Annotated in this window: 13 protein-coding genes; 1 reads left to right on the top strand and 12 read right to left on the bottom strand. The window is 71.1% G+C overall.

Going from position 1 to position 13,977, the window contains the following annotated elements; all coding sequences use genetic code 11:
* Window positions 1–14: 14 nt before the first annotated feature.
* From ACZ303_RS27010 to ACZ303_RS26995, 4 genes are read right to left on the bottom strand one after another with little or no spacing between them, the layout of a single operon-like run.
* Window positions 15–1,334, bottom strand: coding sequence for an NADH-quinone oxidoreductase subunit D (locus ACZ303_RS27010; RefSeq protein WP_467343077.1), 1,320 nt, complete (start codon window positions 1,332–1,334; stop codon window positions 15–17).
* Complete coding sequence (locus ACZ303_RS27005; protein ID WP_467343076.1) at window positions 1,334–2,116, bottom strand: NADH-quinone oxidoreductase subunit C; 783 nt, start codon at window positions 2,114–2,116, stop codon at window positions 1,334–1,336. The genes ACZ303_RS27010 and ACZ303_RS27005 overlap by 1 nt, the downstream gene beginning before the upstream one ends.
* On the bottom strand, window positions 2,113–2,667 hold the full coding sequence (locus ACZ303_RS27000) for a NuoB/complex I 20 kDa subunit family protein (RefSeq protein WP_467343075.1): 555 nt from the start codon (window positions 2,665–2,667) through the stop codon (window positions 2,113–2,115). The genes ACZ303_RS27005 and ACZ303_RS27000 overlap by 4 nt, the downstream gene beginning before the upstream one ends.
* A gap of 13 nt (window positions 2,668–2,680) precedes the next feature.
* Window positions 2,681–3,040 (bottom strand): NADH-quinone oxidoreductase subunit A, encoded by a 360-nt coding sequence (locus tag ACZ303_RS26995; RefSeq protein ID WP_467343074.1) that lies wholly within the window; start codon window positions 3,038–3,040, stop codon window positions 2,681–2,683.
* A gap of 737 nt (window positions 3,041–3,777) precedes the next feature.
* On the opposite strand from ACZ303_RS26995, the gene ACZ303_RS26990 reads away from it, so the two are divergent.
* A complete protein-coding gene (locus ACZ303_RS26990; protein WP_467343073.1) occupies window positions 3,778–4,608 on the top strand; it encodes a C40 family peptidase in 831 nt (276 codons plus the stop codon).
* A 125-nt stretch (window positions 4,609–4,733) separates the two neighbouring features.
* Here the strand turns inward: ACZ303_RS26990 and ACZ303_RS26985 are convergent, their stop codons facing one another.
* From ACZ303_RS26985 to ACZ303_RS26950, 8 genes are all read right to left on the bottom strand, one after another.
* Window positions 4,734–5,459: a hypothetical protein gene (locus ACZ303_RS26985; protein ID WP_467343072.1), complete on the bottom strand. Its 726-nt coding sequence runs from the start codon at window positions 5,457–5,459 to the stop codon at window positions 4,734–4,736.
* Window positions 5,460–5,618: 159 nt separating this feature from the next.
* On the bottom strand, window positions 5,619–6,902 hold the full coding sequence (locus ACZ303_RS26980) for a geranylgeranyl reductase family protein (RefSeq protein ID WP_467343071.1): 1,284 nt from the start codon (window positions 6,900–6,902) through the stop codon (window positions 5,619–5,621).
* 132 nt (window positions 6,903–7,034) lie between these two features.
* Complete coding sequence (locus tag ACZ303_RS26975; RefSeq protein ID WP_467343070.1) at window positions 7,035–8,801, bottom strand: hypothetical protein; 1,767 nt, start codon at window positions 8,799–8,801, stop codon at window positions 7,035–7,037.
* A 96-nt stretch (window positions 8,802–8,897) separates the two neighbouring features.
* Window positions 8,898–9,596: a demethylmenaquinone methyltransferase gene (locus ACZ303_RS26970; RefSeq protein WP_467343069.1), complete on the bottom strand. Its 699-nt coding sequence runs from the start codon at window positions 9,594–9,596 to the stop codon at window positions 8,898–8,900.
* 90 nt (window positions 9,597–9,686) lie between these two features.
* Entirely contained in the window at window positions 9,687–10,289 is a 603-nt protein-coding gene (locus ACZ303_RS26965; protein WP_467343068.1) for a Uma2 family endonuclease, read from the bottom strand.
* A gap of 106 nt (window positions 10,290–10,395) precedes the next feature.
* The gene (locus ACZ303_RS26960; RefSeq protein WP_467343067.1) at window positions 10,396–10,842 is read right to left on the bottom strand and encodes an imidazolonepropionase-like domain-containing protein; all 447 of its coding nucleotides are present in this window, start codon (window positions 10,840–10,842) and stop codon (window positions 10,396–10,398) included.
* Window positions 10,843–10,850: 8 nt separating this feature from the next.
* Window positions 10,851–12,062, bottom strand: coding sequence for a cyclic dehypoxanthinyl futalosine synthase (gene mqnC / locus ACZ303_RS26955; protein ID WP_467343066.1), 1,212 nt, complete (start codon window positions 12,060–12,062; stop codon window positions 10,851–10,853).
* A 77-nt stretch (window positions 12,063–12,139) separates the two neighbouring features.
* Window positions 12,140–13,792: a serine/threonine-protein kinase gene (locus tag ACZ303_RS26950; RefSeq protein WP_467343065.1), complete on the bottom strand. Its 1,653-nt coding sequence runs from the start codon at window positions 13,790–13,792 to the stop codon at window positions 12,140–12,142.
* Window positions 13,793–13,977: the final 185 nt, after the last annotated feature.

The raw sequence follows: 13,977 nt of genomic DNA, 5'->3' as shown, positions 1-13,977 counted from the left end.
CAGCTGTACGTCGGTCACCGGTCTACGCCTCCCATGACGGGATCGATCGAGGCCACGGCCACGATGACGTCGGCGACCTGGCCGCCCTCGCACATCGCCGCCATGGCCTGGAGATTGGTGAAGGAGGGGTCCCGGAAGTGGACCCGGTAGGGGCGGGTGCCGCCGTCGCTGACGACGTGCACGCCCAGCTCGCCCTTGGGCGATTCCACGGCCGTGTACGCCTGGCCGGGCGGCACCCGGAAGCCCTCGGTCACCAGCTTGAAGTGGTGGATCAGGGCCTCCATCGAGGTGCCCATGATCTTCTTGATGTGGTCGAGGGAGTTGCCGAGCCCGTCGGGGCCGAGGGCCAGCTGGGCGGGCCAGGCGATCTTCTTGTCCGCGACCATGACCGGGCCGGGCGCCAGCCGGTCCAGGCACTGTTCGACGATCCGCAGCGACTGCCGCATCTCTTCGAGGCGGATCAGGAAGCGCCCGTAGGCGTCGCAGGTGTCGGTGGTGGGGACCTCGAAGTCGTAGGTGTCGTAGCCGCAGTAGGGCTGGGCCTTGCGCAGGTCGTGCGGGAGGCCGGCGGAGCGCAGGATGGGGCCGGTGGCGCCGAGGGCCATGCAGCCGGCGAGGTCGAGGTAACCGACGTCCTGCATCCGGCCCTTGAAGATCGGATTGCCGGTGGCGAGCTTGTCGTACTCGGGGAGGTTGCGGCGCATCTTCTTCACGAACTCGCGCACCGCGTCCACCGCGCCCGGCGGCAGGTCCTGGGCGAGCCCGCCGGGCCGGATGTACGCGTGGTTCATCCGCAGGCCGGTGATCAGCTCGTAGAGGTCCAGGATCATCTCCCGGTCCCGGAAGCCGTAGATCATGATCGTGGTGGCGCCGAGCTCCATGCCGCCGGTGGCGATGGCCACCAGGTGGGAGGAGAGACGGTTCAGCTCCATCAGCATCACGCGGACGACCGTGGCGCGGTCGGGGACCTGGTCCTCGATGCCGAGCAGCTTCTCGACGCCCAGGCAGTACGCCGTCTCGTTGTAGAACGAGGTCAGGTAATCCATGCGCGTGACGAAGGTCGTGCCCTGCGTCCAGTTGCGGAATTCGAGGTTCTTCTCGATGCCGGTGTGGAGATAGCCGATGCCGCAGCGGGCCTCGGTGACCGTCTCGCCGTCGATCTCCAGGATGAGCCGCAGCACTCCATGGGTGGAGGGGTGCTGAGGGCCCATGTTGACGATGATGCGTTCGTCGTCGGCCCGCTTCGCGGCGGAGGCGATCTCGTCCCAGTCGCCGCCGGTGACGGTGTAGACGGTGCCCTCGGTGGTCTCGCGGGGGCTGGTTGGTGTCGACATCAGCTGTACGACCTCCGCTGGTCCGGAGCCGGGATCCGGGCGCCCTTGTACTCGACGGGGATGCCGCCGAGGGGATAGTCCTTGCGCTGTGGGAAGCCCTGCCAGTCGTCCGGCATCATGATCCGCGTGAGCGCCGGGTGGCCGTCGAAGACCAGGCCGAAGAAGTCGTACGTCTCGCGCTCGTGCCAGTCGTTGGTGGGATAGACGTCGACGATCGAGGGCACGTGCGGATCGCTGTCGGGGGCGCCGACCTCCAGCCTGATCAGCCGGTTGTGGGTGATCGAGCGCAGGTGGTAGACGGCGTGCAGCTCGCGTCCCTTGTCGCCGGGGAAGTGCACGCCGCTGACGCCCGTGCAGAGCTCGAAGCGCAGCGCGGGGTCGTCGCGCAGGGTGCGGGCGACGCGCGGCAGGTGTTCGCGGGCGATGTGGAAGGTGAGCTCGCCGCGGTCGACGACGGTCTTCTCGATGGCGCTCTCCGGGACGAGGCCCTGTTCCTCCAGGGCGCCCTCCAGCTCGTCGGCCACCTCGTCGAACCAGCCGCCGTACGGGCGCGTGGCCTCGCCCGGCAGCCGTACGCTGCGGACCAGGCCGCCGTAGCCGGTGGTGTCGCCGCCGTTCCTGGCGCCGAACATGCCGCGCTGGACGCGGATGGTCTCGCCCTGGTCACCGCGCTGGCCCGGCAGGTTCTGGGCGTTGACGTCCTTGTCGGGATTGACGCCGTTGTTGCCCTTGGGGCTGTTGCCGTTGAGGTTGTTGCCCTGGGGGCTCTTGGGGTCGCTCATCGCAGCAGACCCTTCATCTCGATCAGCGGCAGGGCCTTGAGCGCCGCTTCCTCCGCCTCGCGGGCGGCCTCCTCGCGGTTCACGCCGAGCTTCTCGCCCTGGATCTTCTTGTGCAGCTTCAGGATCGCGTCCAGCAGCATCTCGGGGCGCGGCGGACAGCCGGGCAGATAGATGTCGACCGGCACGATGTGGTCGACGCCCTGGACGACGGCGTAGTTGTTGAACATGCCTCCGCTGGAGGCGCAGACGCCCATGGAGATCACCCACTTGGGATTGGGCATCTGGTCGTAGACCTGCCGCAGCACGGGCGCCATCTTCTGGCTGACCCGGCCGGCCACGATCATCAGGTCGGCCTGGCGGGGCGAGCCGCGGAAGACCTCCATGCCGAAGCGGGCGAGGTCGTAGCGGCCGGCGCCGGTGGTCATCATCTCGATGGCGCAGCAGGCCAGGCCGAAGGTGGCCGGGAAGACGGATGACTTGCGCACCCACCCGGCGGCCTGTTCGACGGTGGTCAGCACAAAGCCGCTCGGCAGCTTCTCTTCGAGTCCCATTGCGTGGTGCCCCCTAGTCCCATTCCAGGCCGCCGCGGCGCCAGACATAGGCGTAGGCGACGAAGACGGTGAGCACGAAGAGCAGCATCTCCACGAGCCCGAAGAGCCCCAGGGCGTCGAAGGTGACGGCCCAGGGATAGAGGAAGACGATCTCGATGTCGAAGACGATGAAGAGCATCGCCGTCAGGTAGTACTTGATCGGGAAGCGGCCGCCACCGGCGGGCTGCGGGGTGGGTTCGATGCCGCATTCGTACGCTTCGAGCTTGGCGCGGTTGTACTTCTTGGGCCCGATGAGCGAGGCCATGACCACGGAGAAGATCGCGAAGCCTGCCCCGAGGGCTCCCAGTACGAGGATGGGCGCGTAGGCGTTCACCGCTCCTCGCTCCTTCCAGTCGACGCTGACTGCTGGCTGACCGGACCCCGGCGATCCCCCGCCCCTGGGTGATCACCGGTGATCAGCGGTGATCACCGGGGAAGATCACCCACATGTGAGGCAGTTCACAAGCCCGGGTCGATTGCATCCTATGCCTGTCGTCCTGTGATCTGCGACACGGGGTGCGGCACCACGTTTGTGATCTCCACCACCTGACGAACGATCATGAAGTCGGATGAGCGGCGATCTTCATACGCGAAGCGCCCGAGTGATCACGAGTGGTGACATTCAGGGGCTCCGGCGCAGGTCGGAGAGGGGTGCCACTATCAAGCGATGCGCCCTGCGCGCAAATTGGCAAGTACAACGGTCAACTGATATAGGAGCGCCACCCTCTGAGGCGACGCCAGTCATCGGCACCCCTCGGCCGGCGTTCGCACCTCGCTTCACGAGCGGCCCGGCGGAGGCCGGTGGGACGTGAGCTGCGCCACGCGCCGGAAGGTTCGGAAGACGGTTTCTCTGGGTAGCCTCGACACGCGAGCCGTAAGAGTGATAGAGCGAGAAATGATCGTCTCCGGGGGCCAAACCCCATGCTGAGGCGCCTGTTACCGATTGACGGTCCGGTGGGCGCCGTGACGTTCTCGTGATCAAAAGCCCAAATTCTGGGCACGCACATGCCAATTGTGGCGCACGTCACCTTTATTGAACTCAACCTGCGCGTACTGATAGTCCGTTGTCCCATGTCCCCGAACGCGCACATAACCAGCCACCGGAAGCCCCGTCGTACGGCCACCCAGTCGTGGGTCGTGCGCACTGGTGTTGCCGGTGGCGTCCTCAGCACCCTGGCCGTGGCCGGAGCCGGTTCCGCCACCGCCGTCGAGAAGCCCACCGAAGCGACCATGGAGATGCCGGCGGTCAACGCGACCCTGGCCAGCTCCATCGCCCAGAGCGCGGCGGCCACCACCCAGACGGCCTTCGACTACCAGGTCCGCGCGCAGCAGGACGACGCCGCCGACTCGGCCCGCACCGCCGCCAAGAAGGCGAAGGACGAGGCCGACCGCAAGGCCGAGGCCGAGAAGAAGGCCGCCGAGGCCCAGGAGAAGCGCGACGCCGAGCAGGCCCGCGCCTCCCGCGCCACCGAGCGCAAGAGCCTCAGCGCGAAGGCCGCCACCGACTCCTCCGAGGAGGCCGCCTCCGCCTCCAAGTCGACCGGCTCGGGCAGCGCCGCCACCCTGGTCTCCTTCCTCCGGGCCCAGGTCGGCAAGGCCTACGTGATGGGCTCCACCGGCCCGTCCTCGTACGACTGCTCCGGCCTGGTCATGGCCGCGTACAACCAGATCGGGATCGACCTCCCGCGCGTCTCCCAGGACCAGTCGACGGCCGGTACCCAGGTCTCGCTGAGCAACCTCCAGGTCGGCGACATCCTCTACTGGGGCTCCGCCGGCAGCGCGTACCACGTCGGCGTCTACATCGGCGGCGGCAAGTTCATCGGCGCCCAGAACCCCAGCACCGGCATCGTCGAGCGCGACATGAGCTACTCCATGCCCACGGGTGCCGTTCGCGTCATGTGACATCCGGGCTTCCGGCCGCCTCGTGCGAGCCCGCGCCAAGCGCCTGTCGAAGGGCCGCCGCTCCCCCCGCTCGGGACGGCGGCCCTTCGCCGTACCCGGGCCCTCCCCGGGGCCGTACGGGCCGTTCAGCGCGCGCAGGGCATCCCCATGTCCACGACGCAGACGTCCCGGACGCCGGGGCGGGCGTCGACGACGCCCTGGTTGTTGTGGACGTGAATGCTGTCGTCGCCGTCGCCGCCGCGGACCCTGCCGGTGGAGGTGACGGTGCCGTGGACGTCGATCATGTCGTCCTCGTCGTTGGCCTCCACCAGCCCCGAGACGTCGACGCTCTCGTCCATGGTGATGGTGTCGGCTCCCCTGGCGCCGCGGATGTCGGTCCGGGAGGTCATGCGGGAGCCGTTGACGAAGCGGATGTCGTCGTCGCCCTGCCCGCCCCGGACGGCGCCGAGGACCAGGGAGCGGATGGCGATGACGTCGGCGCCGAACTGGCCGTCGAGGGCGCCCGTCTCGTTGACCACCGCGCCGTCGCCGGTCAGGGTGAGGTGGTCGACGCCGTCGCCGCCGCGGACGTTGCCGTCGACGGCGCCGGTGAGCGTGATGACGTCGTTGCCGCCGAGGGCCTCGACGGTGTGCCCGGCCTCGACCGAGGAACACACGATCGTGTCGGCGGCGTTGGTGCCCACGATGTCCGGGCCCGGCTGGGCGACGCCGTTGACCGTGCAGGCGGTCGACACGGCGTGGGCCGGCGCCGCCGGGCCGGCCACGGGCAGGATCAGCGTCGCCCCGAGGGCGGCCAGGCGCCCGGTCAGGCGGGTCAGCGCGCGGGCGGTGTCCCTCTTCTCGTTCGGCACGGTCCCAACCCCTTCGTCGGCGAAGCGGAACCGGAACCGACCGGTCCGGCCCACCTCGGAGACCTCCCCCGAGACACACCCGCCAAATCGGCACAGGTAAGACTCAAAGGGGTGAATCACCCGAGGTGGGGCGTCACTTCACACCGGAGCGGGGCGGCGTCAGGACCGGGGAGCGACCTTGCTCAGCCCGTTGATGATGCGGTCCATCGCGTCGCCGCCCGTCGGGTCCGTGAGGTTCGCCAGCATCTTCAGCGCGAACCTCATCAGCACCGGATGCGTCATCCCGCGCTCCGTCGCCAGCTTCATGACCTTCGGGTTGCCGATGAGCTTCACAAAGGCGCGGCCGAGGGTGTAGTAGCCGCCGTAGGTGTCCTTGAGGATCTTCGGGTAGCGCTGGAGGGCCAGCTCGCGCTGGGCGTACGAGGCGCGGGCGTGCGCCTGGACGATGACGTCCGCGGCGATCTGCCCGGACTCCATGGCGTACGCGATGCCCTCGCCGTTGAACGGGTTGACCAGGCCGCCCGCGTCACCGACCAGCAGCAGCCCACGGGTGTAGTGCGGCTGGCGGTTGAAGGCCATCGGCAGGGCGGCGCCGCGGATGGGGCCGGTCATGTTCTCCGGGGTGAAGCCCCAGTCCTCGGGCATCGAGGCGCACCACGCCTTGAGGACCTCGCGCCAGTCCAGCTCCTTGAAGGAGTCGGAGGTGTTGAGGACGCCGAGCCCGACGTTGCTCGTCCCGTCGCCCATGCCGAAGATCCAGCCGTAGCCGGGGAGCAGCCGGTCCTGCGGGCCGCGCCGGTCCCACAGCTCCAGCCACGACTCCAGGTAGTCGTCGTCGTGGCGCGGGGAGGTGAAGTACGTCCGCACGGCCACGCCCATCGGGCGGTCCTCGCGCCGGTGCAGGCCCAGGGCGAGCGAGAGGCGGGTGGAGTTGCCGTCGGCGGCGACGACGAGTGGGGCGTGGAAGGTGACCGGGGTCTTCTCCTCGCCGAGCCGGGCGTGGACGCCGGTGACCCGGCCGGTGCGGTCGTCGATGACGGGGGCGCCGACGTTGCAGCGCTGGTAGAGGCGGGCGCCGGCCTTCTGCGCGTTCAGGGCGAGCTGCTCGTCGAAGTCGTCGCGCTTGCGGACCAGCCCGTAGTCGGGGAAGGAGGCGAGGTCCGGCCAGTCGAGCTGGAGGCGGACGCCGCCGCCGATGATGCGCAGGCCCTTGTTGCGCAGCCAGCCCGCCTCCTCGGAGATGTCGATACCCATCGCGACGAGCTGCTTGGTGGCGCGCGGCGTCAGGCCGTCACCGCAGACCTTCTCGCGGGGGAACGCGGTCTTCTCCAGCAGGAGGACGTCCAGGCCCGCCTTGGCCAGGTGGTAGGCGGTGCTGGAGCCGGCCGGGCCGGCCCCGACGACGATCACATCTGCGCTGTGTTCGGTGGGGGACTCGGTCACGGTGGGGACTCCCGTAGCTCGGCGGTGTGCGTGCGCCGGTCAGGCCGGGCACCGGACATGAGAAGTCTATGGGGGCGGTCCCGGCCGGGAGAGAAGGGTCGCCGAAGCGGTGTCCCTCCCGGCCGGCGCGGCTCAGTCGAAGTCGGTGGGCATGACCGACCAGCTGTCCACCGCGGTGTCGAAGACCTTCCGGCTGCCGGACCAGCCCTCGTCCCGCGCCTGGAAGTACACGGCGTACTCGGTACCCGCCTCGTTCACGTACGCCTGGTCGACCGCGTGCATGGTGCGGCCGGTGTTCTTCTCGGTCCAGGTGAACTCCCAGCGGGCGCCGGGGCGCCCCTGGAAGGTGTTCTTGGTGAGGGACACCCGCTTGTAGTCGGGCTTGCCCTTGGCGACCGCCTTCTCCAACTCGCCGAAGTGGTCGTACGAGGACTGGCCGCTCTTGATCAGCAAGCCGACCCGGAGGTACGAACCGCCCGTGGGCGCCGCGTAGTCGATCTGCTTGCCGCCCATGTCCTCGCGCTTCCAGCCGGACGGCACGGCGAGGCTGAAGCCGAGCGGGTCGCTGACCGTCTCGAAGCCGCCGGGGGCGCTCGACGACGCGGAGGGCTCGGCCGAGGGCGAGGCGGACTCGGAGGGCGTGGCCGAGGGGCTCCCGGACGGGGTGGCACTGGGCGACGGGGAGGGCGAGGAGGAGGGCCCGGTCGGGGAGGGCTTGGTGACCTCCGCCGGCAGGTCGACCGAGGGCTTGTCGTCGGTGGGCGTGGCGGTGTCGTGCTTGCCGTGGTCCTTGTTGCGGGTCAGCAGCACTCCACCGGCCACCGAACCGCCGACCAGGAAGGCGGCCAGGGCGATCGCCACCCACTTCAGGGACCGGCCGGGGGCCGGGGGCGGCGTCGACAGCGTGGTGAGGGGCGCGGGAGGCCCGGCCTGCGGTGCGGGGGGCCCGGTCTGCGGTGCGGGGGGCCCGGCCTGGGGTGCGGGAGGTGTCAGGGGCGCGGGCGGCGTGAGGGGCGCGTACGCGGGGGGTGCCGCGGGTGCGGCCGGGGCGCCCGGGAGGGTCTGCGGCATCGGCGGTACCGCGTAGTCCGGCGCCAGGCCCGGCGCCACACCGGGGAACGCGCCGGAGTACGCGCCGCCGTACGCGCCGGGGCCCGTCGGCCGGACCGTACGGAGGAGGAACGCCGCCACCAGCACGGCGCCGGCCGTCCACAGGATCCCGAAGAGCAGCGTCTCGGCGATGTTCGGGCCGACGGACCAGTCCATGGAGCGCGTGCGGCCGTAGCCGAACCTCGTGCCCGCCGACATCTCCATCGACGCACCCGAGACGAAGGACAGCAGCCACAGGGCGGCGAGGAAGAACGCGCCGGACAGGGCCTGTTCGCGCCGGTCGGCCGTGCGCCGCGCCATCAGCGCGGCCAGGATCAGCGCGCACACGACGCCCGCCGCCACCGCGCCGGCCTGCGCCCAGCCGCCGCCGAGGTCACCGAGCTCGGAGAGGCCGAAGGTGCCGCCCTGCGGGCGGCCGCGCTCGGTGGCCTCCCCGGTCACATCGGCGCCCCAGGCCAGGCCCAGCGCCATCAGCCCCAGGTTGACCAGCACCAGCAACGAGCCGACCACGGTCCAGCCGCCCAGCTCGTCCTGGTGCGTCAGCAGGACCACGAAGACCACGACGGCGCACAGCGCCACCGACCACCCGAGGGCGCGCAGCGCCGTGCCCCAGGCGCGTACGGCCATCAGCGCGCCGGCGCCCCACCGGGCGACGAGCTCCTCCCGGCACAGCACCGCGCCGCTCACCGCGCCCGCCAGGGCGAAGGTGAACAGTGCCGCGAGGACGGGCGTGGTGGAGACCGTCAGGCCGTACAGGTCCGGCTGGCCGAGCAGGCCGAGCGCCAGCACGACGGCCGCGCTCAGCAGCGCGATCCGCAGGGTGGCCCCGGCGCCCGCGCCGGGGCCCGGCGGCAGCGTACGCCGCTGCCCGCGCGCGCCGGCGGCTCACTCGGGGCGCTTGGTACCCCGGTGCAGCGCGACGACCCCGCCCGTCAGATTGCGCCACGCGACCTTGTCCCAGCCCGCCTGCTGGAGCCGCGCGGCGAGCGCCGGCTGGTCCGGCCACTCGCGGATGGACTCGGCGAGGTAGACGTACGCGTCCGGGCTACTGCTGACGGCCCTGGCGACCGGCGGCAGGGCCCGCATCAGGTACTCGGTGTAGACCGTGCGGAACGGCGCCCAGGTGGGCGTGGAGAACTCGCAGATCACCACGCGGCCGCCCGGCTTCGTCACCCGCAGCATCTCGCGCAGCGCCTTGTCGGTCTCCGCGACGTTGCGCAGGCCGAAGGAGATGGTGACGGCGTCGAACACCTCGTCCGCGAAGGGCAGTCGGGTGGCGTCCCCGGCGGTCAGCGGCAGCCACGGGTGGCGCTTCTTGCCCTCGCGCAGCATGCCGACGGAGAAGTCGCACGGCACGACGTAGGCACCGGCGGCGGTGAACGGCATGGAGGAGGTGCCCGTACCGGCCGCAAGGTCCAGGACCTTCTGCCCCGGGCGCGCGTCGACGGCTCGCGCGACGGCCTTGCGCCACAGGCGGGCCTGGCCGAGGGACAGCACGTCGTTGGTGAGGTCGTATTTGGCCGCCACGTCGTCGAACATCGCGGCGACTTCGTGCGGCTGCTTGTCCAGGGATGCTCGGGTCACGTACCCATTGTTCATGGACGGCGTCCCGCGCGGGCGCGCAGGGTGGGCGCGCCGCGGGTGCGCCGGGCCGGGCGGCCTCGCGGGGGCCGGTCAGAGCTCGACCAAGGTCGCCAGATCGATGGCGATGGGGAAGGGGCGGTCGGTCTCCAGCTTGCCGACATGCAGGGGGCGGTCGATCGCCGAGACGTACTGACCCGTCTCGCTGTGGAGCCAGAACTCGTGCACCTCGGGAAGGCCGTTCTCGCCGCGCTCCACGCGCCAGTAGTTCTTGACCCCCGCCGCCGCGTACATGGCCGGCTTACGGACGCGGTCGTCCTGGCGCGAGCCCGCGGAAACCACCTCGACCATGAGGATCGCGTTCTCCACCGGGATGTACTTGGCCTCGAAGAGATCGAGGCCCCTTTTGTCGAAGACGACGATGTCAGGAACTGGTGGGTTGTTCTTGTCGATCAGTACGCACTGTTCGGACTCGACCAGATAAGGCTCGCACAGGGCGTCCTCCAGGCACCGCGCGATCCTTCCCCGCACACGGTTGTGCCACCACACAGTCCTCCCCCGACCCACGACCACTCCGTCCACGAGTTCCCAGTCGAACGGCAGCTCCAGGTCTTCCACCTGGTCCACCGTCCAGCCTTCCGCAGGCGGGAACATCCAGTTCTCAGGAGTGGCCTTCTCCAGCCGTTCTGCGATCATCACTGCTCCCATGGAACAAGAGTGTGGACGCGGGTACGGATCGCGGTCCTATATACGACGGTAGCGTCACCCGAAGTAATGAACGGCGATCCACACCGGAAGGGCGTCAGGCCCGCCGGTGCACCAGCCGGCCACTCAGCACCGTAGCGATACAACGCCCGTCCTCGGCGAACACCGCCAGATCCGCGCGCCCGGTCCCGGCGATCGCCACCGGCCTGGGCCGGTCCAGGACCACCACGCCGACCCGGCCCGCGGCCGACCGCAGTTCGGGCGTGGACGCGTGCTCGGCCAGTACAGCCGCGGCCCCCCGCTTCAGCACCTCGTGCACCCGCTCCCGCGGACTCGGCGCGTCCGGCAAGGGGCCCTCGTGGACCAGCGCCGGACCCAGCGTGCCCGGCCAGCGCCGGACCCGCGCGCCCGGGAACCGCTCCAGCAGCTCCGGCAGCGGGCCGACGGCCGCGACGCGGTCGCCCTCGACGGCCACGGCGCCGTCGGCGACCGGCTCCGCGTCCCACGTGAGGCGCACGGCGGACGCCGCGTGAAGGGTCAGCACCGGCGGCGTCAGTCGGTGCTGACGAGCTTCAGCTCGGGGTGCGCCGTGCCGCCCTCGATCGCCGTCGACGACAGGTGCGAGACGACGCGGTCGTCGACCGGGTCGTTCGCCGGGTCGTCGTGCACCAGCAGGTGCTCGTACGTGGTGGCGCGCTGCGCCGGGACGCGGCCCGCCTTGCGGATGAGGTCGATGATCTCCATGCGGTTGGAGCGGTGCCTGGCACCGGCCGAGGAGACGACGTTCTCCTCCAGCATGATCGAGCCGAGGTCGTCCGCGCCGTAGTGCAGCGACAGCTGGCCCGCCTCCTTGCCGACCGTCAGCCACGAGCCCTGGATGTGGGCGACGTTGTCGAGGAACAGCCGGGCGACGGCGATCAGCCGCAGGTACTCGAAGACGGTGGCCTGCGTCCGGCCCTTCAACACGTTGTTCTGCGGCTGGTAGGTGTACGGGATGAAGGCGCGGAAGCCGCCCGTGCGGTCCTGCACGTCGCGGATCATCCGCAGGTGCTCGATCCGCTCGGCGTTGGTCTCGCCCGTGCCCATCAGCATCGTGGACGTCGACTCGACGCCCATCGTGTGGGCGAGCTCCATGATCTCCAGCCAGCGCTCGCCGGACTCCTTCAGCGGCGCGATGGCCTTGCGCGGCCGCTCGGGCAGCAGCTCGGCGCCGGCGCCCGCGAAGGAGTCGAGACCGGCGGCGTGGATCCGGCGGATCGCCTCCTCCGCCGAGACGCCCGAGATGCGCGACATGTGCTCGACCTCGGACGCGCCGAGGGAGTGGATGACGAGCTGCGGGAATTCCTTCTTGATGGCCGCGAAGTGCTCTTCGTAGTACTCCACGCCGTAGTCCGGGTGGTGGCCGCCCTGGAACATGATCTGGGTGCCGCCCAGCTCGACGGTCTCCGCGCAGCGGCGCAGGATGTCGTCCAGCGGCCGCGTCCAGACCTTGTCGCTCTTGGGCGGGGCGTAGAAGGCACAGAACTTGCACGCGGTGACGCACGAGTTGGTGTAGTTGATGTTGCGCTCGATGATGTACGTCGCGATGTGCTCGACGCCGGCGTAGCGCTTGCGGCGCGCGGCGTCGGCCGCCGCGCCGAGCGCGTGCAGCGGCGCGGAGCGGTAGAGCTCCAGCGCCTCTTCGGGGGTGATGCGGCCACCGGTGGCGGCGCGGTCGAGGACGGCTGCGACATTTACGGACGTAAGGTCGGCGTTCTCGGTCACCGGGGCGTCCCTTCGGAGGGGGTTTGCACGACCGATCCAGCCTACGCCAGCCCTCCGACAGCCCTGATGGCGGCCGGTCAGCCGGCACGCCTGGAGAGGGTGGCGGTGGGCTTGCCGCCGCGGGCGTCGTCGGAGGCGTAGGCGAGCTTCCCGCCGTCGGCGAGGGTGAAGGTGATCCGCGCGGCGTCGCCGGTGCAGCCCAGCCCCGGGGTGCCGTCGCTGACCTCCTCCAGGGTGATCGCGGTGGCGGTGGCGGAGAGCAGTCTGGCCTTGCTGTGGCACTCCAGGACGTTCAGGACGGAGTACGTCGTACGGGCCACGTACGCGCCCTTGCCGCCGGCGGTGAGGACCGCGGTCATGGTGCCGTTGGCCGTGCCGTCGGACTGGCGGATGTCACCGCTCCAGGTGCCGAGGAACGCCTTCGGCACGGCGTCGGCCGTGCCGGACTCCGACGGCGACCCGCTCCTCGTCGCGCCGGGGCCCGATCGCGCGGCGTCGGACCCTCCGCCGCCGGGCAGGAGGTCGAAGACGAAGGCCATCGTGGTCGCGACGGCCAGCGCCGCGGCGACGGAGACCACGAGCGTGCAGCTCACCCGCCGACGCCGCTCCCGGCCGGCGGCCGCGGCGGCCGTCAGCGAGAACTTCCCGCCCGCCGGGGGCGGCAGCTTCTCGGACGGGCCGGGCGGCGGCGGCACGATCGGCGAGTCCGGGAGGACGATCGGCATCGATCCCGGCGGGAGGGGCGGCACCGCGTCCGCGATCCCGTCGCCGTACGAGGGGTCGGGCGGCCCGAAGGCGCCGACCCCCGGGGCGCCACCTGGAAGCGGTCCCACCGCCTCCAGGTCCAGCAGCTCCACGACCCGCCGGCTCACCCGCTCCAGCAGTGGCGCCGGCAGCCAGCCGTCCCGTACGAGCCCGTGCGCGCCCTCCGGGGCCAGCCTGCGGGCCACCTCGGCGGGGGCGGACCGGGCGTCCGGCGCCTTGGCCAGGCAGTCCTCGACCAGGGCGCGCAGCTCGCCGGTGAGGCCGGGGCCGAGCACCGGAGGCTCGTGGACCACCCGGTAGAGCAGGGCCGCGGAGCTGTCGCCGGGAAAGGGCGGCTCGCCCGTGGCCGCGTAGGCGAGGACGGCACCCAGCGAGAAGACGTCGGCCGCCCCCGTCACCTCCTGGCCGAGGATCTGCTCGGGCGACATATAGCCGGGCGAGCCGATCGAGACGCCCGTCGCGGTCAGCGACGCCGTGGCGTCCGTGGCCCGCGCGATCCCGAAGTCGATCAGCCGCGGCCCGTCCGGGGCCAGGAGCACGTTCGACGGCTTGACGTCCCGGTGCACCAGGCCCAGCGCGTGCACCGCCGCCAGCGCCTCCGCCAGCCCGGCGCCCAGGGCCCGTACGGTCGCCTCCGGCTGGGCGCCGGTGTCCGTGACGGCCTCGGTGAGCGAGGGACCGGCCACATAGCCCGTCGCCACCCACGGCACGGCGGCGTCGGGATCCGCGTCCAGGACGGGCGCCGTCCACGCCCCGCCCACCCGCCGCGCGGCCTCCACCTCGCGCCGGAAGCGCGCCCTGAACTGCTCGTCGAGGGCGAAGTGCGGGTGCACGACCTTCACCGCGACCGTACGGCCGCCGGTGCTGCGCCCGAGGTACACCCGGCCCATGCCACCCGCCCCGAGCCGCCCCAGCAGCCGGTATGCGCCGATGACCTGCGGATCTTCCGCCAGCAGTGGCCGCATCGGGTCCTTCGCCTCCCCCAGTGGGGGCCTTACGGCCCCGATTTTCAGCCTATGACTCAATTCACGGGGTGTCCCAGGAACCCCGGAGCCGGATTTGCCCATCCACAAGGACGGAACAAACCGTCATGTCCTTCGGGGCAGCAGCATCATCCGGAGCGACGCGATGACGCATTCACCTCACGGGG

Source organism: Streptomyces sp. NPDC023527 (assembly GCF_055560115.1).
This window is presented reverse-complemented; position numbering and strand designations above follow the sequence as displayed.